This is a genomic window from Leptolyngbya sp. CCY15150, from assembly GCF_016888135.1.
Lineage (GTDB): Bacteria > Cyanobacteriota > Cyanobacteriia > RECH01 > RECH01 > RECH01.
Genome location: NZ_JACSWB010000134.1, coordinates 1 through 23,302, shown reverse-complemented (window position 1 = coordinate 23,302; position 23,302 = coordinate 1). Strand labels below are relative to the sequence as shown.

Genomic DNA, 23,302 nt, shown 5'->3' with positions numbered 1-23,302 from the left:
TGGCCTAATGTTCCCAATCTGCGCTCAATTAGCGGCGGCGATCGCCAAAATCTAAGACATTTCAGGGAATGGCCGTAGTAGAGCGCTTACGACCAGAGCCAAGCCAAATTGAGTTCAAAGCCAGGTAGAACGGTTTCGCCGCTGAGGGTGCTGGGGGTTGCGACCCAGTCGGGTGGCTGTTGCGGTCGATAGATCTCCACTTGTTGATCTTGCGGGTTAATCAACCAGCCCAGGCGCAGGCCGCTGTCGAGGTATTCCTGCATTTTGGCGCGGAGGGTGGCAAGGTTATCGCTGGGTGAGGCGAGTTCCAGGGCAAAATCAGGACAGAGGGGCGGAAATTTCCGGCGTTGGTCTGGGGTGAGGGCGTCCCAGCGTGATTTTTCGACCCAGGCAACGTCAGGAGAGCGATCGCCACCGCCGGGTAATTTGAAGCAGGTGGAGGAATCGAACAGATAACCCAGCTTGCTTTGACGATTCCAAATGACAAAATCAGCCGCAATTTCAATGTTGCGGTTACCCGTTTCGCCGCCTGTGGGGGACATAATCACGAGGGCTCCGGTGGGGGTGCGTTCAAATTTGATCTCGGGGTTGGCAGCACAAAGTTGCTCGAACTGGGTGGCGTCGAGACGGGCGATTGGGCTGAGGTCGATAGTGTAAGCATTCATGGGGGTTGGGAGTTAGGAGTCGGGAATCAGGAGCGCGTTTCGTAAACGGTTTCCAGGCATTCTTCAAAGTCGTCGCCTGCCCAGGTTTCGGTGTGGCTGAGTAGGGAGCCTCCGGTGGGTGGTCGAAAGTCGGGGGTTTCTGGGGGTAGGGTTTGTTCTTGGTGCTCGGTGTGAACCAGGAAGTTGAGGAAGTCGGCAACTAGGCGAAGGCGATCGCTTGACAGCCTATCTAGGTAGTGGTTAATGGTTTGGCGGAGTTGGGGATTATTCATAGTCAAGGGTTGGGGATTAAAAGAGGTTGAGTTGTTCTTCGTCGGGGGGGATGAGGTTGAGCTGTTGTGGAGTAGGCCGGGAATCGGGAGTCGGGAGTTGGGAGTCGGGGGGGGACTCGTCCTCGATTTCCGTGGTTGGGGTACCCAGCAGCCGGCGCAGGTTTTCGGCGTGCATTTCGCATTCGGCCCAGGAGTCTTCGGGGGTGCCTTGGAGTTGCCAGGGGAGGAAGCGATATTGGGCGTGAGTCGTAAGTCGTAAGTGGCTAGGACGGGAGTCGGGAGTCGTAAGTCGGGAGTCGGGATCTGATTCTGCCCCGACCGCATTCCAAAGTTTTGCCGTTTCTGCCCCAATTCTAGCGGCGACGGGTTGCGGTTCCTGGGCGCGGTCGTCATGCCCTAGGCCGTAGTCGGCGAGGCGGAGGGTTTCGGGTAGCATCCAACCTTCGCCGTCGTTGAGGTTGAGGAAGGCGTCGAGGCCGAGGCGTTTGAGGTCGTGGAAGGCGATGAGGGAGAGGATGGGGTGGCGCAGTTCAGGGTCTTTTTCTTTGTCGACTCGCCAAAAGCCTTTTGGGTCAAAATTGCGATTGATAGCTCCATCATTTACATCCCTAGTTGGGTAGTCGCAGTCTCGCAAAATCCAGCCTAGATCTGTCTTATCTAGCCCGTAATAATAAGCGACGAGAGCATCAAGCATTGCCTTTAATCGTAGGGTTTCATAGGCTGTTACAGCCCAAAGCTGTTTCCAGTAATGTTTTTCAATTTTTGGTAGCACTCCTCTTAGATTGAGCCACTGTCGAGAAAAAATAGAACCTACGCCAGATAATCGTAGAGTTAATATCGCTATTAATATCGACATTTCTTGCCTCGATAAAGTTGACGTCTCATCCAGGAAGACCCAGTTAAGATTGGTTCCTCCAAGACGTTGACGAAGTGCCCAGTCGTAAATGTAGCTACTCAGAATACTCCCTAAAAGCCAAGTATCCCAGACTGATTGAGTCTCTAGAGATAGCGCCGCGAGGCTATTTCCAGCAGGAAAACCTGGTGCGGGACTGCCAATCATGGTTCGAGAGTCAGTAGATCGGGCAATATTGCGAAAAAGATAGCGCGATCGCAATGCGCCAGGACAGTTTTCAACTACAGACTTTTTGGAAATAAGAAACTGTGGGCCAAACGACGAACCAGGAGGCAAATCTTTGTCCCACATAGCGCGGTTGCCAGAACCAGACACCCACTGAGCCCGGTTGCTTTCTAGTTGGCCGACCATCACGCCCTGGTAGAGTGGCAGGGCAACGTCTTCAACCTCATCAACGTGAATCGCCTCGCTGCCATCTGCCGACAAAATCACTCCCGACTCCCGACTCCCGATGCCCGACTCCCCTCCATAGGGTTGCCAATTCCCCTTCAGCCAATGCCCATACTCATCCGGCTTATACCCCTGCGCTTCCCACTTGGGGCGAGGGGGGAAGAGTTTGGAGTCGTTGGTCATGTGGAACTCGGTGGCGTACTGGATGCCCCAGCCTTGGGGGCTATCGTCGCCCAGCAGCACGCCATTGGCGTACATCTTTTCGAGAATCTTGAGGTCGCGATCGGTGCGAACTTCTAGCAGAGCGCCTGTGTTGGGGCTAAAGCGCTTGATTTGCGCCGCAGGTACCGACAAAAAGCGGGCATCATCTAGAGCATCGGTCATCAATTCTTGGGCCTCAGGCGAATCCCCTGGCCCCAACCGAAAGCGGGTGGCGATGGATTCTGTGTGGCCACCCTTATTCACGCTGATGATCACCATTTTGTTGCGATGGTCAATAGCGCTAAATATAAACCGCTCATTCTGAAATGCGTAGAGGTGCGTCCATTGGCAACGGTTAAGAAACAGCCTGCGCAGTGAACCAGATCCCTTATCGGTATAGATTCCTGACGGAATAATCAGCCCAAACCGTCCCCCCTCACGGGTTAGGGCGTGGGCCAGCTCTGCAAACATCTTGTAGGTATTGACATCCGCCGATCCCTGATAGCGAAACGGATGCTCTGGATCGCTATAGCCCTTTCGCTTAGCCCGCTGCCTGCGCCATTCCGTCGCCAGTTGTTCTGCCTCCGCCTTCCGCCGCGATAGCGAAAATCTGCTACCCGCCGCCTCATCATCCCCAAAAGGATAGGCAACATACTTACTCCAGTTCGACAACGCCTTTAGCCGCGCACAATAGGCCAGCCAATCTTCCTCAACAGTGGGATCAGCCTCAAAATATTGCCGTTGATAATTCAGCGCCTCCTGCTTGCCATAGGTACGATACAGCGGGTCAATATTCGAGAAAAATTCCTTAGAGTTGGGCTTTTGAATCTCCCACGGAGGATTGCCCACAATGGCATCGAATCCGGGGATTGCGGGAGTCGGGAGTTGGGAGTCGGGAGTCGGAAAAACGGCCTCCGGGGAACAAAACACATCAGGAAACTCCAGCTCCCAATGGAAAAACTGATACTCCTGAGCCACCCGATCTACCGCCGCCTTCACCTCCGGCGACGGATCGACAAACTGCATTGGCGTGGGCGACAGCTCCATGTCGTTTCCTTTCCAAAACCACACCGCACACCAACAATCAAACGCCCATTCAAGCTCCTGAAGCGCCTGCTTTTGCTGCACCGATTGGTCATAAGCCTCTGCCTGCTGCTCTGGGTTCAGCACCGCCATGTGAATGGCTTCCACCGTGGTCTGTAGCTCGTCGTGGGTTTGCTCTGGCAATTGAATCAGCCGATTCTCAAACATTGAGAGCTGCACGCCCCCCGCCAGCAGTTCCCGCAGTTCCTCTTTAACGATGTCATTGCGGAGGCGCTTAATTTCCTTCGTCCACACCTTTTGTCCAAAATGCACCCCCTTGTGGGTAGCATCCCCGGCCTCCCGCTCCCAGGCCATAATCGGGTAATCCTGAAACTGATCAAACCAGCAGCCCACCAGCGAATTTCCTGGCTTAATCTTGTGGTCGAGAAAGCTAAAGGCCAGCGACCTGTCCATCGTCTCCACCCACAGCGCCAACCGCCCCAGCTCCACCGCCAGCGGGTTAATATCCACTCCATAGATGCAGCGCTCCACCACATACCGCTTCAGCCGGGGCTTGGAATATTCCTCCGCCTTCTCCACCGTCAGCGGCAGGTTCTTCACACATTCCACAAACCACTCCGGCTGAGCATCATCCGGGATGCCCGCCCGAATCTGATCGCCATCTTCGATCAGCCAGCCATGGGCAAAGAGACTTTCCCACAGGGCATTGGTAAGGTAGCGCAGAGCGGCAATGAGGAAGGAGGCCGAGCCACAGGCGGGATCGCAGACTTTGAGGGCGAGGATGGTGGCGGGAGATTTGGGGAATCGGGAGTCGTTAGGTCGGGAGTCGTAAGTCGGGAGTCGTAAGTCGGGATCATGTTCCGCCCCGATTCCCGATTCCCGATTCCCGACTCCCGCCCTTCCCACCTTCTCATACACCAACGGCTCTAACGTTCGCTGCACCGTCGGCACCGCCAACTGTGGTCGCGTATAGAACGTGCCTGAACCCTTGCGGGTACCGCCCCAACGCACCAGAAACCATTCCCCTGGCAAGATAGTTTTAGCAATCAGGCGATCGGCCATCTTACTCACCTGCTGTTCATAGGCCGCTAGGGCATCCGCCTTCTTGCTGCGGGGCTTATTCACCAGCTTGCCTGCCTTCACCGCCCGGATGGCCCACTGATGAGCCCTTTCCCGCAGGTTTTGAATCAGGTCATCCTGACTATCTTCGATCTCATCTGGCTCAGCGTCTTCCTCCTCCGTTTCGGCCTCGGCTTCAATTTCCTCCTCGGCTTCGGCGTCTTCCTCTCCAGCGTCTTCCTCTTCGCTAGCGCTGGGCTTGGCGGCCTGCTTCAGTTTCTCCACCAGCGATGACAGCGCATTATCATCCATCCCCTCCAGCCGCGTCAGGGGTAAGGCAGGCTGATCGCCCAGGTTGAGAAAAATCATCGGATCATCGGCAGCAGCCCGGCGCAGTTCAAAATCGAGCAGGCCCTCGTAGAGAATGCCAATGTACTCCGACGACAAATCGGAGAAGTCTACCGGAGCCTCTACCCAAGTATTCCGCCGCCCCTGGCGCACCTTTACCTTGCTACGACACAGCAGATCCAAAATTTGAGTCACCACCGCATCCGATGGCCCATAGATCGGGTTCTCTAAAGCAGCTAGGGCACGTAATACGGGGTCGGTTGCGGCATCCAAGCCTGGTCTAAACAACCCACCCCCATAGCGCGGCACCGGAATCGCCTCATGGGCCGACCCCTCATACACCAACCGAAACAACGCCAGCAGCCTAGGCCAAGCGCTATGGCGATTCCGCAACCGCTCCGAGGCTCGCCCTCCAGCCATGCGGTCTAACTGCTCTCGCAACCCCTGGATGCCGTAAGAATTGTGATAGATCGGATTTTCCCGAGGCAACAGCTCACGGGCCTCAGCGAACAAAATCACCACACAACGCATGATGATACGGCTGGCGGCGATGTAAATGTCTTTGGGAGAAACGGGAGTCATAGGTCGGGAGTCGTAAGTCGGGAGTCGTAAGTCGGGATTTTGTTCTGCCCCGATTCCCGACTCCCGATTCCCGACTCCCGCACTTCTCCCGACTCCCGTTATTGCTTCTGTTGTAGGGTGCGGATTAGAGAACGCAGCATTTTCCCCACCGTCTCGCACTGAGTCATGATCGGGGCGATGGTCTGAGGTGTCGCCAGTTGTACCCGTTCCGAGATGATTAGGTGGGTTTCCAATTCTTTGAGAGATCCCTGGGCTATTTTCAGAAACTGAATGTACTCCCCCCGGTTCTCCCGTCCGTAGCCCTCGGCGATATTCGCTGGCACTGACACGGCTGCTCTCCGAATCTGAGACGTCATCCCGTAAATTTCCTCCTTCGGAAACGCTTTGGTCAGGCGGTAGCACATCTCCACCAGCGTGATACCCTCGCTCCAAACCCGCAGTTCCCGATAATTCTGGGACATTCCCCGACTCCCGACTCCCGACTCCCGACTCCCGCCCGACCCCCGACTCCCGCTCAAACATTTCATCCAACGCTGCCGAAGACTCCCGAATCAGCAGCTCTACCGCTTTCCGTACCCGTTCCCCCAATACATCCGACAGTTCTGCCTGCCCCTGACGCGATGACTGAATCGCCGCCATCAACGGACTGGGCACCTCAGCCTTTTCGGGACGAAGGGACGCTTCCCCCAGCAGCAGCCGGAGGGCCGTCACCTGCGGCCCCGGTCGCCCTTCCTCAAACCACAGGTTGATATCCCACTCGCACCAGGCATCGTAGTCTGCCCCGGCATGGATGAGCCGCCATTGGTAGCCATTGGTGAGCAACGCCACCTTTTGATCTGCCTTTCGCAGCCACTCAATCACCCGCGATACGGCCCGCTTGCCTCGGCCAATGCCCAGGCGTGCCGCCTGGCCGCCCCGCTCCTGGCCATCGGACACAAATACAGGAAGGACAGCACCTCGATCATCTTGCCAAACCCGACGGGGCTTAATTTGCTCGCGGGTAATGGCTTGCTGTGCCCAATCACGCTCGACGGAGGTGCCCTTCTGCCAAAAGTCCTTAGAGAGCCCCAGCACCTCTTCCAGCACCGTATCCAGCAGGGTGCCAAGCTGGCTCTGGTCGCCATCCCGCAAGCGGGTAACATCGCGCCGCAGCTTATCTTCGACGTAGCGCGACAGGGGCGCTAGCTGGCTGGAAACAAAAAATTCCTCCAGCTTTGACGGCGCAATCAGCAGCCCCCCATGCTTGAGGGAGATCCACCAGTCGTCGTGGGTTGTGGGTGTGTGGAAGTGGGTGGGTGGCATGGGAGTAGGGAATTGGGAGCCGGGAGTCTGGGTTAGATAGGTTTCTTAGTCCGAGGCTTGCACTTTTCGGATAGTTGTAGCAAGGTCTCTAAAAATGGGTGATCCGTGACTTCGTGGAATCCTCGGGCAAATCTGCCGGTGTACTCTAGATATTCTTTAAAACCAGGCTGCACGTTTAGCAGGGGTTCTCGGCCTCGCCGCTGAACTAGGAACCAGCCATCACCCAGGGCCGCAAACCGCCAGGGCTTGGGGCAATCATCCAACACCTCCTCACAGACGAACTGTTCCCACAGTAGGTACTGTCTAGGGGTTTCTGAAATGCCGACGATCAGAAAAATAGTGTCGCCGACGGTGTCGAGCACATCCTGTTTATCTGTGCTGATGCCGCAGCCCTCACCAGGAAGTTGGCCCAGCTTTTCGTAGTTGTGATACTGCACCCAGTAGCGCATAGTATTGCCCAAAATCCTTTACATCCTAGGAATCTCTGGTAAGCGAATCTCTACCGTAACAGGAAACACCTGGGCTATGCCGCGCAGGGTATAGCGCTTGGGTAAAATTTGGGTGAGAACGCGGGTCTGCTCCTTTTTCAACTGCTCCGCTAAGTCTTGGTAGTGGCCCCGCCGCCGTTTCATCTCATCGTCTAAATCTCGTAGGCGGTCTTCCTGCGATCGCCGCTCGTCGGGAATCAGCGAGAGCTGCTGCATATCTTCCAGCAGTTTGTCGCGCTCCTTCTCCAGCTTTTGTAGGGTGGTTTCTTTCATCGCCCGCTCCACCTCTTTGAGTCGATGCTTAAAGCGATCGCTCTCGTCCTGTAAAGCAATTGCCTGGCGGTTGGCCAGCTCTGATTGAATCTGGCTGGTCAGCGATTCAATCAGCTGCCTCAACACCACCTGCACATCGGGCTTAATCTCATCCCACAGGTCGCTAGCCTGGTCTGCCGCCACCCGATCCACCGCCTGCGGCTCTACCACGTCTAAACCCGCCGCCAGATGGGGCAATGCCTCCCCTAGCTCACCCCCTTGGATTGGGTAGCGGAGCGTGCGCACCCAATGGTGAAACGGCTCTCGCAGCTCATTCACCGCCAGTTCTTCCACCGTTAGCAACAACAGCGCCTCAGCTCCCTCGGGCACCAGGCCATAGCGCACCGTCCAGCGACTGCTCTGGCCAGCATCCCCACCACCACCGGGGAATCGGGCACGGGCATACATGCCCAACGCCTGGTGAAACATGGGATGCCCCAGGTGCATGAGTACCGTGTCTTTGGCGGGGCGGTAAACGGGGCGATTGTTTTTGATCTGGATAAAGTGCTGGGAATCAAACACAATGGCAGGCAGTGCTCCCTGGTATCCATGGGTGCTGCCCAGCCGCAGATGGTCATCGACTGCCGCATCCCATTTGGGGGGAATGGGCATCTTTAATCGCAGGCGACCCTGGTCGTCGGGCGCTTCAAACCGGGGTAGACCTACCCCAATGCCCAAGGCAATTTCTAGGGTTTGGGCCAGGGTGGTGGGGGTGAGGTCTAGCTCCTGCTCTAGGGTATGCAGAGCTGCTGCTGCCGCCTGCCCCGCTGCGATCTCTTCAGAGCTGGGAATGCGCGATCGCCCCCGGCGATAGTTCACGGCATCATCTAGGCCGCGCAGGACGCGATCGGTGTCCTCTAGTTCCACAAAGCGCCGCTGGAACGCAGCATCAAACACCTCACCCATAGAACCTAGTTCTTCCCGGATGGTGTTGACCTTTTCCACCACCCGCGCCAAAAACTTCAGGTCAGCATCATCCTCACTGGCAAAGTGGAGCACAAATACATCCTGGGCCTGACCATGGCGATCGAGACGGCCATTGCGCTGGTCTAGGCGAGCTGGGTTCCATGGAATGTCGTAGTGCAAAACGATGTGGGCCGTTTCTTGCAGGTTGAGCCCTTCGGAAGCGGCATCAGTCGCCAACAATACCCGCACCGGATTGTCGGGGTCATTAAAGGCCTGCTTAACCTCGTCTCTCTGGCGATCGTCCATACCACCGTAGAGTTCGCGCACCACTTCGGGTTGATGGGCATAGCTCTCCAGCAGTCGTCGCCTCAGATAATCGAGGGTGGTTTTATATTCAGTAAAAACCACAATCCGGTCAGATCCTTTCCACTGGGTGCCCACCCGCAGGTACTTTTCGATGGTGTCAAGCAGCTTCTCCCACCGTTCATCTATGCTCGGCAAGGGTAGGTTCTCCTCGGCATTAGGAGAAAGGTTAAGGATGTCTAGAGCCTCATCCACCGCTGTAATTTCCGCCTGAAGGTGGGGAATCAAAGGCTGAAACCAGGCCCCGGTGGTTTTGGCTGCATGTTGGAAGCGACCCTCGGCCTCTTGGTCATCGTCTAGGTCTTCTTGGGTAGCCCGTCGAGCGGCCTGCACCGCGCCCACCTCAGCCCCTTCATCCTGGGCGTTGCCTTCCCGAAACCGAAACCAGGAATTGGCAAAGGTGTAGGGGCACGATAGCAGGCGCTTATTCAGCACCTCCACTGCAAACCCTCCTGCAAGCTGATCGGTTTTGCTAGAGGCCGCAATTAAACGTTTAACCGCACTGCGAAAAGCTGCAAACGCTTCAGAGAGCCGCCGCTCCTCCCTGGAGAAATACAGGGGCACGGGCTCCGTCAGCCGCCGGCAGAAGCGGGGCGTGCGACCTTCCTGCTCGTCCAGAGCGTTAATCTCTTTTTTTAGCCGCCGAATCACCACCTCTTGAATGCGCTGCTGCATGTCGGGGGTGAAGTCGCTGGTTTGGGTAAAACGCACCGGATCAAGCTGCTCTAGCAGGCCTGAAAAACAGCGGGTGTGACCATTGTGGGGGGTAGCGCTGAGGAAAAGCTTGTGCTCGAACCAGGGGGCGATCGCCCGCAGCATCTTCGACAAATCACTGTCTTCCCCAAAGTTGGAAGGCATCAAATTATGGCATTCATCCACAATCAGTAAATCCCAGGGTAGCTGGGCTGACCCCTCCGGCTGCTGGCAGGCGGCACGAAATTGCTCTAACACATCGGGCTGCCGCAGGTAGTGGTAAGAGGTGACAATGCGCGGAAACGTTCGCCAAGGATTGGCATCGAGCCCCAATCGCTTTTGTAGAGTGTGGGTCTCGGCCCGGTCGATCACATCAAAGGACAGGGAGAATTTGGTTTTCATTTCCTGCTGCCACTGTTGCCGCAGCGCTGCAGGACAGAGAATCAACACCCGCCGAATGCGACGACGCAGCAACAGCTCAGTCAGAATCAGTCCTGCCTCTACGGTTTTGCCCAGCCCCACGTCATCCGCCAGCAAGAGGGAGATACGCGGCATCTGAAGCGCCTTGAGCAGCGGCACCAGCTGAAAGTCTTCGACCTGGACGGCACCAAAGAAGGGGGAGGAGATGGGGGGCTGGACTTGGGCAGAGGTGCGATCGAAGGTCAAAAACGGAGTAAGCGCTGTCCACCGGGTCGCCCGCAGCAGGGCATCGTACTCGGACAAGGGCACAGGGTCTGAGTTTTCAATGGGCGGTAGAGCTGTCGGTTCAAGCAGGGTTTTGTTGACTTCTCGCTCCCAGATCAGACTGTCTTCAGGCGGGCCATCGGAATCGATGTACTCCAGCCGCACTAGATGAGTTTGTCCCTCAACGCCAGAGCCGAAAGGCTCGACAGCGGCGATCAGTGCTCGACGATTACGCAGGGTGGCGAGCATACCCACCTGGGGCACGGAGGAAGAGGCGGTCTCTGGTCTGCTGTTGCGGATCATGGGCAAGACTTGGGTCTCAGATAGAGTGCGGTATCTACAACTTAGCCAAGTTAACAGCTCATGCCCCCAACCCTTGCGACTCTTCACGTTTGTTTAGTACTGCCCTATGCATCTAAACAAAACCTGATCCCAAGGCATTGCCTTCGAATGCAGCTTTCTAGCCGGATTCAGGAATTAAGCCAAGAAAAATAGCAACAGACTCAACAAAAATCTTTTTTGCGCCCCCGAAGCCCAGAATTTGGCTTAAAACCACCGAATAGTACATTTGATCTATCTGGTGCTCGCGCGCTATGCTGCGATAGTTCAATTGTACTAAATTTGACTTGTTCTGGATAGTCTAGCTATCCGAATGATGGAATCCACTATTCTTTGAGGTATTACCCATGACACAGCAATCTCCCAAACAGATTGATTCTAACGGCTCTTCTTCGCAAACCTTGCAAAGCCTCGTTGTTGAAAAGCAGCGAGAGGAAAAGCATCTCAGGCAGATCAAGCGTGGGTGAGGTCACTAGTTCTTTAAAGATTCTTTAAGGAAAACCTAAAGCATCCTGATCCTGGCGAGTTGAACAGAAGTTTTGACAGAAGCTTTCTGATCAACTCCCGTGAATGATCTCACTTCCTTGGCACGTGAAAGAATACAGTTGCAAACGGCTCTTCGGAAAATTAATCGAATAATAAAGTCTGAGAAGGACAGTGGTGAAAAGATAAGAGAAATAAGAAAAGAATTAGACAATATTCAGCCACTCATCGGGAATTGAGAGTAACAGAAGATTGATATTCGTTCATGTCGACTGATAACTCATAGAGTAATAAATAGTCTTTCGAGAAGATAATCAAAGCGACTTGACATCAGTCCGACAACCTCTTGATTAAATCTCCCTGGCGCTTTTTGCTTGATGAATGCGAATGCTGCTTCATATGCTTCAGGGGAATTGATCGCTGGTTCAATCGCTGGCTCGTCTAGTAGAGTGAAGGAGTTAGATAATATTGAAAAGTATACTGACTCCACGTATTTTTCAATATCCCACTGAAAATCTTCCTGCTCTTCCTTCGATAATCCATTGATTAAACTCGTTTTTTGTTCTGACATATATCTGAAGGCAGAGTGAGAAAGCTCTCTCTGGTTGTTTTTAAGCCACTCCAGCAGTTCTTTCAAGTTTGTTGAAAGTGTATTCTGGAGTTTTCTTTCTTCTTCGGAAATCTGCCTATTCAGAATTTCTAAGCGACCTTGACCTGCCTGCTCTACTTTAGACAAAGTTGCTTCTAAAGTCTCTTTTTTGAGTTGAGCATCCATTAGCAAGTTAAGTCCTGAGACAGGTGTAGCACCGCCTGCTTCTTCTAGCCCTTGCCGCTTCAGCAATAAAGGCGTAAGATATTCCTCCTGAGGAGGCTCGGCATCAAGAGTTAGGCTTTTGCGAGTATCATCAAAACTTGTAGAAACAGATGAATTTAATTGGATAGCTGCACAAGCTAACTTGTAAGCAAACTCATAGGGCCGACCAGCTCCGAGGGCATCATAAAAAGCAACTGAGAATTCAATAGCTGCATTGCTACCAATAGCCTGACTCATGCCAATTACATAGTCAATATGCTTATTAATGCTTTCAGCCTGAAGTTTTGAATAACAACCATTGAGTAAGACGCATTTAATCTCACTGGCAAACAAACTAAAGAGAGTGGCTAGTGCTTCGCCACTAACGAGTTTTACATAGCCTAAATTATCTTCAAAAATTAATCCTTCTTCACCGTCTCCATGTCCGGAGAAATGTACTATCTGTGGAGTCTCATCTAGTAAGGCTCTTTGGATATCTCTGGGGCGAACAGCAAATTTACAGATGAGCTTAAAATCATCCCGGCGTTGGGCGCGATTGAGACCCTCTTGGATATCTCTAACTTCTTGATCCAGACGGGAACGATTAGTGTCTTTTGGGTTGGCAGCCAGAATCAAAATCTTCTTCATGGTTTTGCCCAGATAGGCTGATGCACTGAAGCCATAATTATACTACCCACAGCAGAATCTCAAGATCGTCGCCACCGATGGCAAGAAATTGTCTGTCTGGGCTGAAGGTCATACAGCAAATCTCACATAGATACCCCATGGGCGTGTTGATGAGTATCTAGGGAGCATATAGTATAGTTTGATTCTTTCTAGCTAGGACGTAGCCTTCTTGAGCACAAGCTCCATACCCTCTCGTAAACTTGGAACGTTCGCCAATACGCAACGAATCCAGCTTTTCAGCCACGCCTAGCACCTCTCAATCCGATTCAAGTTCGGGGAACAGGGTGGTTGACACTCAGCCGCCTCAATCAGCTCAGAGATCCGTCCCCCATAATGCAACGTCGCATTATCCAAGACCACCAACTCCTCAGGACGTAATTGCGACACCAAACAGGTTTTCCCCACACCTCAAAAACAATGCGATAACAGGAACCCTCCACCGTAAAAGGCACGATAATACTGCTCAACTCTTTTCCTTGCGAGTCATGGTAAAAGTAATCGCGTTACTCACTTGCCCACCCAATCCGATACCAAGAAGCTTGAAATCTCCACTACCTGTTATTTCTGCGCTAAACTGAACCTCGCTGAGATGGAATGGTCCACTACTAGCAGCATCTTCTTCGATAATTTCTTGCAGGCTGCTCATAAACTGCTTGAATTTTTCTCGAAGTTCGCTGACCGGAAGAGTTTTGCTAACGACTTCGAGCCTATCACCACGGCTAAGGTTTTCATCCTCACGGGCGATGATATCAATTGTGTTGGGAGTGTTCGTATCCATAAAGCATCCTCACTATAGGGACAAAGTTTTCGATAGATGATACTTGCACAAACTGTTAAGCAAAATAAGAATATAAGCAGATGGCCCAAAAGGCAGAAAACTAAAGCATATCTTTGAGTTTGGCAATGACTTTTTCAGCAGTCTCTATATCGCGATCGCTCACAGCTCTTTCAAATGCTTTTACCTGTTCCGAGATAGCAGGATTAACTAGCTTCTTTTGATCCAACCATTGCTGCAGCTGTTGCAACTCTTCTTGCAGATGGAAGAGTTGAGTAGTTAGAGCATCTTCGTCCTGATGAGTGTTTGCTGCTTCGAGCACTGCATCGATTTCCTGCTGAGTCATGCGGTAGACATGGTCAAATTTTTCTTCAACAGGTTCACCGTCTGTATTGGTATCTTCTGCCAGAACGTGAAGAATGCCGTCTTGGTCTACTGAAAAGACGCATTTGATGCGATGTTCTCCTGCAGGTCGGGAGGTCGTTAAGCTCAAAGTGACTTCGCCGATGAACACATTGTTCTTAGCGATAGGGCGTTCTCCCTGGTAAACACAAAAGCGAATGGTTTCTTGGCCGTCTCGTTGTGTGGTGAAATACTTAGGCTGGCTTTTGAAGGGAATTTGCTGATTGGCTGAGATGATCTGATCCATTCTTCTGTCTGCCAGCTCAAGCCCTAAGGAAAGCGGGATCACGTCCCACAGTTTGACTTTGTCTTTTAGATGGCCACATAAGCGCGCACCTAGGATAGATGCTCCACGGGCAATTGCCTCATCGGGGTTGATGGAATCATTGACTTTGCAGTTGAAGTGCTCCCGAATTGCCGCTTTGACCGCAGGCATCCGGGTTTGCCCACCCACGAGTAGAACCTGATCAATATCGCTGGCAGTCAGTCCTGCCTTGTTTAGGGCAATATCGCAGATTGCTAAGGAGCGTTTGATCAGCGGTTGAACCAACTCATCTAAGTCAGAACGGGTAAGAGTTACATTGAGGTCGAAGGTTGGAGCATCCTTTGTAAGTCGGTTCGATAGGCTGATTACATAATCTAGCGAATTGGTTAAGGCAATTTTTGCTTTCTTAGCCTCCTCTCGAAGCAATGCATAGAGTTGGGCATTGGATGAGAGGGGTAATTCCTGTCCGTGCTGGGTTTTAAAGGCCGTGGCAATCCAGTCCACAATGGCCTGGTCGCAATCATCTCCACCTAAATGAGTATCACCGCTGGTTGACTTAACTCTGAAGACACCATGCTCAATACGAAGGACAGAAACATCGAAAGTGCCTCCTCCCAAGTCATAGACGGCGATGGTTTGGGGCTCTGCCCCTAGCCCGAAGGCTAGGGCTGCAGCGGTAGGTTCATTGATAATACGAGGAACTCGCAGGCCAGCAAGCTCTCCAGCTTCTTTGGTCGCTTGGCGCTGAGACTCATTAAAGTAGGCAGGAACGGTAATCACCGCCTGAGCGATAGGGCTACCCCCCAAAGCTACTTCTGCGTCCTCCCTCAGTTTGCGCAGAATTTCTGCTGAAATTTGAGGTGGGGTGCATCTGCGATTGCCTAGTCGAACCACGACCTTGTGCTTCTCAGCCTCCTCGATGGTGTAGGTGACGTTTCTCTGATCCTGCAATACCTGCATATCGCTGAAGGTTCGACCAATAAACCGTTTCACTGAGTAGGCAACATTAGTAGGTTGTTCGATCATTTGTTCAATGGCGGCCCGACCGACCACAAATGCTTGAGCAGCGGCATCGAACATGACAACAGATGGAGTAAGCCGCTCACCCTCCTTATTGCTGAGGACTCTGGGCTGCCCGGCTTCTAAATCCCAAATTGCGATCGCTGAGTTAGTTGTACCCAGATCGATGCCAAGAATATTAATGTCTGCCACGAGTGACTCCTGTTCGCTTCTTACCGTTCTAAGGAATTTTGATCCACCACATCATCGGGTCAACACAAGCAGCTATCCAGATTCATAAGTATAGACACTCAAACCACAGGGGGTACCGACCCAAAGACGTTTTTCCCCTGTACAACTGGTATCGAGGGTAAGTGCGGTAATTCGATTGTGGGCTAGTCCACTACTATCTACGGTGAATTCTTCCAAAATCTCCCAATTCCCCTGTAGATTATGCAGGCACCATAACCCTCGATTTGTACCTACCCAAACCTTTTCAGACATCAAATCTGCAGCCAGCGCAGTGATTGAGCGATTTCCGAGGGTTGTTACAGGTTGCCAATCATCCCCCTGTCCCAAATAAAGGCCACGTTGAGTTCCCACCCAAATCAAGCTTTTCTCTTCGTTGGAAAGAGCTAGAAGGGACTGAATATGGACACCGCCTAAGGAACCAGGCACCAGTGAGGCAATTTGAGTCTCAGGATTGAATGACAACAACCCGACGGAGGTGCCAAGCCATACACAGTCTGGTTTGGCTTGGGCGATCGCCCGAATCCAGGCGGCATTGGGTAGCTTCTTGGCTGGAAGAGTCAACTGCCAGGTCCCACCACCATAGTTATAGACTCCATTTAAGCCACCCGCCCAAAAACTGGCGTTAACTCCGCACTCTAGAGCAGTAATAGGCCCCAAAACTTCCGGGGCTAGTTTCAAGTCGGAGGGCTGCTGGGCGTCGTACAAACCATTGATAAAACTGGAAACCCACAAATTTTGCCCTGACTCGCTTACTGCTAACGCTCGAATATCTTGGTTCCCGAGCTTTCCTAACCGTCTCCAGGTTTCAGTGGATAAGTCGACTCGAAATACTCCTCGTGCTGTCCCTATCCAGAGCAGGGTCGTGTTAGATGTCTTTTGAATTGTTAGATCCTGGATCAGGTTACTAAACATGATGGGTGGTTGGTGGGGCGATCGCACACCAATGACATCCGGTGGAGCGTCGGTTAACTGGGAACGATTGGTGGTTGAACTGGCAAACTGAAGTCCCGAGTGGGTGCCAATCCAAATGCCTTCGCCACTAGCAGGGATGAGGCTAGTAACCCAGTCCCAAGCTTTACCATTAACGGGTGTCCAATCTGTTTCGGTTGCCAACCCCACGGTTTTCCCGCAAGCGGCCCATACACCGTTTTCTATTGGCGCTAGGGCTGAAACCTCGGCACGACATACCTTTACTGGATGGAGTTTATCTGTTAACAAATCAATGCGAACTAAGCCATCTAAAGTCCCTAGCCAAAGGTTATTAGCCTGCCTTGTCAGGGTAAGAATTCTTGGGGAGGTATTATAGCGTTGCCAATCTTCCTGCCGATGGAACACCCCTTGGGCCGTACAGAGCCAGATGTCATTTGAGGTTGTAATGGCAAGGGATCGAGGAGGAGTGCTGTGGAGTGGCAATTCAACTAACGTGGGTTCTTTTGTTGGATGGGTCAGTTTGTAAAGTCCCGTATCGGCTCCTACCCACAAATGCCCGGTTTGATCAAGAGTAAAACAACTGACATGAGCATCAGATAAGGTAAGGTAGGGCTGCCAGGTTTCGCCGTCGAGATAACTAAGTCCACTATTTTCGTGAGCCACCCAGGGTTGGCTATTTCCATCCACAGCTACCAATTTGATGGAGTTACCGGGTAAGCCATGCTCACTACTGTAGCGGGTGAAACGCTCCATACCGGAGTGCCAATGTAGAATGCCTCCGCCGGTCGCGAGCCAAAGGTCTCCAGTTGAAGAATCAAGCGACAGGTTACGAATATGGCATTGGCTAGCGAGGTTGAGCCAGTCTGGGTAGCTGGGAGCGGCTAGTTCATGCTGAGGAGCGGCATCTGGAGCAGGAATCGGTAAGTCATCCGTTCGGAGAAGAACCGGCAAATCGTTGGTATAGTTTTGGCTACTCATAGCAAGGCACTCCGCAACTGCTCCCACTCCTGGCGGAGGGTTTCTAGTTCGGCCTCAAGTTCTTGGTTCTGGTCTTCCTGTTGCTCTAGAGCTTGCTGTAAAAACTGCTCCCAGACTTCAGCCCCTTTCTGCTGCTGTTGCCAGAGACCATAACGAGAATCGTTGCGCAATCGGTCTTCGACGCGGGTTAGGGTTTCCACTTGTCGTAGTAAAGAGGCTTCCCAACGTTGGAGGCGGCGGTGCTGATCCAGCAAGCTTTCTTGAACAGGTCTTGCTTGCCAGACCAATTCCCAGGGGGACTGCTCCAAAACCTCTGCTAGGCTAACAGTAGGGTCTTGGCAAAGGGTTTGCAGGTTGGCGAAGAGATCGGCATCATCAATGGAATCTAGGACGTTCAAAAGGTGCTCGTACAAGATATCCTTTTCTACCGCTTCCGGGTCTTTCTCTACTTGAGTCGTCTCCAAAACGTCATCACGGGTGTCTTCTTCGATCAAATCAAAATCGAGCAAGTCATCATCCTGGCCATTTAAACTGTGGATGCGGGTACGAAGATTGCCAATTTCGGCTTGGAGCCGCCTGCAGTGGCGACGGGCTCCCCCAACAACGATCTGAAAAGCCTCGAACGCAAGTTTCAGATTCTCCTCCAGAGGAGAAATCGCCTTTCTAGCTGTTTGGATCTCGGCACGGAGTGCCTTCAGTCGCTCCAGCAGAATATCAATATCCTGCTGGGTAATGGTTTGGGTTGAGGTTGAGTCTGTCATCAGGCGACTCCTTCCATCATCGGAGATTGGGCGAGGCGGTAATGAGCAGGACTATAAAGTCCGTATGCTAGCCCCAGGGGATTATGATGCTTTTCTAGAAAATATAGACGAGTTTCACGAAGTGCCTGCCCCACTGGCATCCGCTGTTCTAGAAAGAAGGTGTAGAATTGCTTGGCAAAAGCCGCAGCGAACAGATCGGGAACTGGGCAAGCTGTGGCAATGATTGAAGCCGCTCCTTGCTGAACAAACATCTCAGGCAGGTTTAAAGTTTTGCGCACTTGATCGCCTCCACCGGCTGACTGGCAGGCGTTCAGAAAAATTAAAGGGTTGCGCTGGAATTGTCCTCTTACTAAATCGAAGGTGAATGCGCTTAACTCAATCACCGGGAGATCAGTTGTAATTGTTTCTTCAAGATCATCTAACAATATAGAAATCAATAAGGTGTCAATTTCAGCTTCTTTGGGTTTACAGTGACAGGCAAAGTGGAGCATATTATGGCTGGCTGTGTTTAGATACTGCAACAGGCTTTCACCGTCCTTAACCTGTGATCGCCCGCCAGACAAATTGAGCAAACAACAGTTATCTTGCTTGGTGACAGCAATTAATTTGCGAATGGCAGGCCACTCTTGCTCATGCGATTGGCTCAAGGTTTGGTGGATGCAAAATAGCATATCCAAGGGTAGATTATGTTCCTTGGCATGACGAGAAATATCACGTTTGGGGGTGAGAATCCGAGCGGGGGTATAGCAGAATCCCCAAAACATCTCTCGTTGAGGATCATTGTGTTCTTTGCCTTGATACAGAACTTCCCAAGGGAAGGGAATTGAGCTAGAGACAAAAGTTGGGGCAGGGATTGGATTGGCGGTCATCTGAAGCTGATCGGTCAATAATTGGCGCGCCTCTTCATCCCGAAAGAATCTTTGATAGGCTAATGTTCCCCACTTAGCAAGTTCAATGAGTTGTTGCTGACAAAAGTCTGGGTCTAAATCCAAACTTTTTTTAGATTTTACTTCTAAACGCCTAAAGCATTGCAATATGCTGCTTGTGAACTTTAGGAGTTCGTCATCACTTGAAGTTCTGTCAAAGGGGAATGGATAGTGAGAAATCCGATATTCCTCTTTGAAAATTGTAATCGGTAGGTAAGAGGAAATGATCTGAGGCTGGATAGCACTAGTGAGTCCGCCCATAATCAGCAATTTCCCCCATAGTTAATATTGAGGGCAAAGGTCAGACTCTGAACCAGTCGCCTTCCATCCACAAAATAGACCTGGATCAAAGCAGATTCCTCAGTAATGTCTGTTGGCACAGCAAGATTAAACCAGCCTAAGTAATTGCCGTTAGGCAGAATTCTGAGCGGAATCGATGCACTTGGCATAACTTCCAAGCCAGAGGCTGAAATGCTCGCCTGTAAATCACCGAACGTAAGGTTTTCTGCCACTTCGATCACGCGCTCCTCATGCCAGACGGGAGGTGTGCGCCGGAGACTAACCTTGAATCGGATGGTAGAACCGGGAGGGACGGGATCGTTGATGTCCTGACCGATGGGTTCTACCACAGCATAGCCTTGCCCCTGGACGGGTCGGTAGGGGCGTGCCATGGGGTCGCCAAAGAGGAGATACGCCAGCCAGTCAAGGGAATCCGGGACGGCGGCACGGGCAAGCCGACGAGCCGTTTGGAAGGCTCCTCCCAGAGAATCGCCTTTCCAGAGGGCGTGGTAGAAGCTACTCACAAAAGCAGCTTCGGTTGCAGGGTTGACTGCCCAAAGAGAACCGACAAAGGCACTGCATCCAGCTCGAATGAAGGTAGCAGCCCAGGTTTGTTGCAGGTGGGTGAGTTCAGGCTGATCCTGGCGGAGATAGCTTAGGGTGATAAGGGGGTGGTTGCGGCGCAGGCTAAGTTTGATGGGGCGAATTTTCTGGTCGATGTCCACCTCTGCCACAGCAATATCCAGCGGAACGGGGGCATCCTGGCGGTCTGCATCTGCGGTTGATTGCCCCATACGGATCAGGTGTAAGCCTCGCATGGCCTCGGTGGTAGCCAAATCATCCAAGACACCGCCTGTCAGAATTAGGGGCGGGGGCGCACCCGGAGGCTCCAGCAGGGTCGCCCAGACTTCGGGCTGCTCGACGTTGGCGTAATGGGCAATGTTAATGGCACCGACGGGGAATTCGTAGGGGTGGGCGTTGTTGAGATCCCAAAGCCAGTGCCCTATGATAAACCGCTCACCCAAAAACTCTTGTCCGTTGTGGAGCAGTGTCCAGGGAAACTGAGCATCCTGGTCTGCAAGGATTAGCAGGGTGAGTGCCTGATAACGATTTAGGTTGCGGAGGTCGGTTTGCAGTTCGGAGGGGAACAGATGTTGGAATAAATATTGGCCTAGTGAGGTGAGATGGGAGCGTCCATCGGTGGGAAGCGTATCAGATAGGGTTTCAAGTTCGGTTTGCAAGAGTTCATGTACCTGTTCTAGCCAGGAAGCTGATAGGGGCTGGGATTGGTAGCTAATGCCAGGAGTTAGGAGTGATGAAGCGCGAAAGCTCCTGAGATGGTAACGGAAGGTGCAGACTGAAGCAGTTTCGTTCCACAGAGTTTGAACCTGGAGAACCAGATCAGGCTGGGAAACAGGACGAGGTTCAGCTTTGATGCTGGTGTTGAGGAAGGTGGATTCTTCTAAGCCAATGACCTGAACGGTGGCTTCCAGGGTTGTTGTAAATGTATCCCCTTGGTAGAGTTCGGCAGTGATAGTAGAAGTGCCAGGGCGAAGAGCTACCAATCGAAAGCTGGCTGTTTGGGAGATTTGTTGAGTGGCCATATGTAAGCCAAGTGGGAAGCTGGCTACACTGTCTCCTTTGACTTGAAAGCCAGTCGCATTTAGAAGTATATTAATTTCATTACCAGCTATCTCGTTAGATGGAATCTCAATGAGATGGTTATGTTCACTGACATCTCGAAAATCTTGAAGTTTGATAGCAATCTCTAACTCTTCGCCAATTGAAACTATAGTTTTAGAACTATTTAACAAAACGATATAAGTGACTTTCTCAGAAGCAGCTTTTAGCTCTTTATTAAAGGCAATGTTTGCTCTATCTTTAAGATCTTGGCCAACCGTTTCGCCTAGTCCTAAATCTTGCTGAAGCGATGATAAATCTTCCTGAGAGATAACCGGAGACATAACAGGGGCTTCAACCTGAAGTCCTAGATCGTCCAAAACTCTCGACTTAATGCAGTCAGCGACATTCGGCTGAATATATAACTCTTGCTGAAGCTGCTTCAAGGTAGCCATATCACTATCCACGAGTTCAGCATTGTCACGCAAGAGCGATCGCACTTCTTCTTCGTAGTCATCTAAACTATGACGATAGTCTTGTTCTGCATCTCGCTCAATCATCTGAATGTCTTCAGCTTCAAGATCCAGTGACGTCTGCAACTCATGGAGAGACGAGCGATCGCTTGCGTCAATACTGAGAGTCTGGTTGTTGCTGCAATCATACCGCCGCAATACGCTGTCAAACGTATTTTGATACTGTAGCTGAGCGTAATGATAGGCCTGCTTAATGCCATGACTAACCTTACCACTCAGCCCTAACTCATCCCGAAGTTGTGCTAATCTGACCGCTGCATCTGCACTGAGGGTTGATCCAGTTATCTCGCGCGTTGCTTGACTGTAGACCAAACGATACGTTCGACGATGGCTATGATAAATATCCTGTTGCTCAGCTACGATATGCTCTACAATGCTATCGCTGAGCTGAAACTCTGCCTGCATTTGAGTGAGTTGATCAGATTGCCATGTATCATGCTGATGCAACTGTTGTGCTATAACTTCAGCCAAGATCGTCACCTCAGATTGAAAGCGATCGCTCTCCTCTTGAATAATGCTATCTTTAACTGCTTTTCCTAGACCTAACTGAAGCTCCAGCAACTGATGATCTTGCACCTCACCCCACTGGTGTAGATGTTCGAAAACCTCTGCCTTAAAGGTTTCACAATCTTCATTAAAGGCAGTTTGTGCTTTATCTTCAAGATCCTGGCAAACCGTTTCGCCTAGTCCTAACTCTTGCTGAAGTGATGATAACTCCCCTTCGTTGAAGGTTCCTGAGCTATGCAGTTGATCTGCAGCTCGCTGGCCATATCGTTGGCGATCGCTATCAAAGTCTTCAGCGACCGTCTGGGCGATCGCTTTGATCACCTCATAACCTAAATGGAGTTTGAGCTGGCGAGCGCGCAAGACCTCCTGATTACAGTGCCCATCCTCATATAAATCTATCTGATAGGCATTTTTATAGTCAGACCAATGTTCGCGGAATTGTTGATCAACATTGACTTGCACCGACTGGATGACAATATCCCCAAGTCCCAGTTGGCGTTGAAGTACCTTCAAACGCTCTATGTCTCGCTGCCCATCATCATGCAAGTCAGCAAAGTCAGCATCATAGTACGTTTGGCGATCGCGCTGAAATTCATCCTGGATGTCTTGATGAACCTGAATAACAACCTCATCGCCTAGCGGAAAATCACGCTGATGATCTCGTAAATGCGCGCGTTCAACAGCCTCATCATCATATAAATCAGCCTTGTAGAGATCAGCATAGGCATGACGGATATCTTGAAAGGTGTGGCTAACCTCATCTTCGATCGATTGAACAACGCGATCGCCAAGCTTTAATTCAGCCTGTTGTTTGGTTAGCAGAGCTTGGTTAAATCTCCCATGCCCAAAAAGCTGCTCTTTTGCTTGAGAACGATAGCTTTGCCGATTCTTCTCAAAATACTCTTGCTCTTGCTCCAGGATGGCATTGACAACGGCACGCCCAAACTGAAAACTCTTCGCTTGGGGCTGAAGATATTGGTTTGCCTCATCTATACTCGCTGCTGTTTGATGAAAATAATCTGCACAGGCCTGCCGATACAGATGTTGATCATGCTCAAAGGCTTGATCTTCCTCAGCCGTGATGGTCTGGATAATGACATTTCCAAGTCCTTTCTCTGCCTGAAGTGCCAAAAGCTTCGTGCGATCGCGTTGATTCAGACTCCCATTTTTCCGCAACGCTGCAGCATATTGTATTCGGTACTCCTGTTTATCCTTAATCAGTTTCTCAACAACCCCACGCTCAATCATTTCTAGAAACGATTCATTGAGGTTAAGACTGTCAATCCCCGTATCTTGACGAAGATTTACAATATCGGACTCGCGAAGGTCAATCTTCTTTGTATACATGACGCTTGAGTCCTGCTTCGTATTTTTCAATAATTGACTGAACCGTTTGAATAAAATCGTTCTCGATGGACTGAACCTTGGGCGACTTTAAGAGCCAGTCTTGAGCCAGTTGGTCAAGACGTTGGCGATCGCCTTCAGAAATTCGAGGTGGATATTGCCGTTGATAACAATAACTAAAGGCATTGAGATAGCGGCTACGTTGTT

General features: G+C 51.5%; 14 protein-coding genes and 1 pseudogene. 1 reads left to right on the top strand and 14 read right to left on the bottom strand.

Annotation, left to right across the window (positions count from 1 at the left end; all coding sequences use genetic code 11):
* Positions 1-86: 86 nt before the first annotated feature.
* From JUJ53_RS03625 to JUJ53_RS25420, 4 genes are all read right to left on the bottom strand, one after another.
* Positions 87-665, bottom strand: coding sequence for a Uma2 family endonuclease (locus JUJ53_RS03625; protein ID WP_204150618.1), 579 nt, complete (start codon positions 663-665; stop codon positions 87-89).
* Positions 666-691: 26 nt separating this feature from the next.
* Positions 692-937 (bottom strand): hypothetical protein, encoded by a 246-nt coding sequence (locus JUJ53_RS03620; protein WP_204150617.1) that lies wholly within the window; start codon positions 935-937, stop codon positions 692-694.
* A 16-nt stretch (positions 938-953) separates the two neighbouring features.
* Complete coding sequence (locus JUJ53_RS03615) at positions 954-5,474, bottom strand: hypothetical protein (protein ID WP_204150616.1); 4,521 nt, start codon at positions 5,472-5,474, stop codon at positions 954-956.
* A gap of 98 nt (positions 5,475-5,572) precedes the next feature.
* The gene (locus JUJ53_RS25420) at positions 5,573-5,935 is read right to left on the bottom strand and encodes a four helix bundle protein (protein ID WP_204150615.1); all 363 of its coding nucleotides are present in this window, start codon (positions 5,933-5,935) and stop codon (positions 5,573-5,575) included.
* A gap of 325 nt (positions 5,936-6,260) precedes the next feature.
* Between JUJ53_RS25420 and JUJ53_RS25415 the strand changes: the two genes are divergently transcribed.
* A complete protein-coding gene (locus tag JUJ53_RS25415) occupies positions 6,261-6,659 on the top strand; it encodes a hypothetical protein (RefSeq protein ID WP_204150614.1) in 399 nt (132 codons plus the stop codon).
* Positions 6,660-6,808: 149 nt separating this feature from the next.
* On the opposite strand, the gene JUJ53_RS03600 is transcribed toward JUJ53_RS25415, so the two are convergent.
* From JUJ53_RS03600 to JUJ53_RS03555, 10 genes and pseudogenes are all read right to left on the bottom strand, one after another.
* Positions 6,809-7,237 (bottom strand): hypothetical protein, encoded by a 429-nt coding sequence (locus JUJ53_RS03600; protein ID WP_204150613.1) that lies wholly within the window; start codon positions 7,235-7,237, stop codon positions 6,809-6,811.
* Between the two features lie 6 nt (positions 7,238-7,243).
* The gene (drmD, locus tag JUJ53_RS03595) at positions 7,244-10,525 is read right to left on the bottom strand and encodes a DISARM system SNF2-like helicase DrmD (RefSeq protein WP_239124746.1); all 3,282 of its coding nucleotides are present in this window, start codon (positions 10,523-10,525) and stop codon (positions 7,244-7,246) included.
* A 799-nt stretch (positions 10,526-11,324) separates the two neighbouring features.
* Positions 11,325-12,485, bottom strand: a complete 1,161-nt coding sequence (locus tag JUJ53_RS03590; protein ID WP_204150612.1) for a hypothetical protein — start codon at positions 12,483-12,485, stop codon at positions 11,325-11,327.
* Positions 12,486-12,987: 502 nt separating this feature from the next.
* The gene (locus tag JUJ53_RS03585) at positions 12,988-13,302 is read right to left on the bottom strand and encodes a hypothetical protein (RefSeq protein WP_204150611.1); all 315 of its coding nucleotides are present in this window, start codon (positions 13,300-13,302) and stop codon (positions 12,988-12,990) included.
* A gap of 100 nt (positions 13,303-13,402) precedes the next feature.
* Positions 13,403-15,178, bottom strand: a complete 1,776-nt coding sequence (locus tag JUJ53_RS03580) for an Hsp70 family protein (protein WP_204150610.1) — start codon at positions 15,176-15,178, stop codon at positions 13,403-13,405.
* Positions 15,179-15,250: 72 nt separating this feature from the next.
* Positions 15,251-17,125 (bottom strand): hypothetical protein, encoded by a 1,875-nt coding sequence (locus JUJ53_RS03575; protein WP_204150609.1) that lies wholly within the window; start codon positions 17,123-17,125, stop codon positions 15,251-15,253.
* Positions 17,122-17,886, bottom strand: coding sequence for a hypothetical protein (locus tag JUJ53_RS03570; protein ID WP_204150608.1), 765 nt, complete (start codon positions 17,884-17,886; stop codon positions 17,122-17,124). The genes JUJ53_RS03575 and JUJ53_RS03570 overlap by 4 nt, the downstream gene beginning before the upstream one ends.
* Positions 17,886-19,073, bottom strand: coding sequence for a CHAT domain-containing protein (locus JUJ53_RS03565; RefSeq protein WP_204150607.1), 1,188 nt, complete (start codon positions 19,071-19,073; stop codon positions 17,886-17,888). Before JUJ53_RS03565 ends, JUJ53_RS03570 begins: the two co-directional genes overlap by 1 nt.
* Before the next feature lie 2 nt (positions 19,074-19,075).
* Entirely contained in the window at positions 19,076-23,098 is a 4,023-nt protein-coding gene (locus JUJ53_RS03560; protein ID WP_204150606.1) for a hypothetical protein, read from the bottom strand.
* Positions 23,079-23,302, bottom strand: a pseudogene (locus JUJ53_RS03555) (hypothetical protein); the annotation flags it as partial. The pseudogene JUJ53_RS03555 and the gene JUJ53_RS03560, both read right to left, overlap by 20 nt.

Excerpts from the sequence above, each read along its gene's own strand:
- JUJ53_RS03590 (WP_204150612.1), bottom strand. The coding sequence starts at position 12,485 with ATGAAGAAGATTTTGATTCTGGCTGCCAACCCAAAAGACACTAATCGT.
- JUJ53_RS03620 (WP_204150617.1), bottom strand. The coding sequence starts at position 937 with ATGAATAATCCCCAACTCCGCCAAACCATTAACCACTACCTAGATAGG.
- JUJ53_RS03625 (WP_204150618.1), bottom strand. The coding sequence starts at position 665 with ATGAATGCTTACACTATCGACCTCAGCCCAATCGCCCGTCTCGACGCC.
- JUJ53_RS03615 (WP_204150616.1), bottom strand. The coding sequence starts at position 5,474 with ATGACTCCCGTTTCTCCCAAAGACATTTACATCGCCGCCAGCCGTATC.
- drmD (WP_239124746.1), bottom strand. The coding sequence starts at position 10,525 with ATGATCCGCAACAGCAGACCAGAGACCGCCTCTTCCTCCGTGCCCCAG.
- JUJ53_RS03565 (WP_204150607.1), bottom strand. The coding sequence starts at position 19,073 with ATGGGCGGACTCACTAGTGCTATCCAGCCTCAGATCATTTCCTCTTAC.
- JUJ53_RS25415 (WP_204150614.1), top strand. The coding sequence starts at position 6,261 with ATGGATGAGCCGCCATTGGTAGCCATTGGTGAGCAACGCCACCTTTTG.
- JUJ53_RS25420 (WP_204150615.1), bottom strand. The coding sequence starts at position 5,935 with ATGTCCCAGAATTATCGGGAACTGCGGGTTTGGAGCGAGGGTATCACG.
- JUJ53_RS03570 (WP_204150608.1), bottom strand. The coding sequence starts at position 17,886 with ATGACAGACTCAACCTCAACCCAAACCATTACCCAGCAGGATATTGAT.
- JUJ53_RS03575 (WP_204150609.1), bottom strand. The coding sequence starts at position 17,125 with ATGAGTAGCCAAAACTATACCAACGATTTGCCGGTTCTTCTCCGAACG.
- JUJ53_RS03560 (WP_204150606.1), bottom strand. The coding sequence starts at position 23,098 with ATGTATACAAAGAAGATTGACCTTCGCGAGTCCGATATTGTAAATCTT.
- JUJ53_RS03585 (WP_204150611.1), bottom strand. The coding sequence starts at position 13,302 with ATGGATACGAACACTCCCAACACAATTGATATCATCGCCCGTGAGGAT.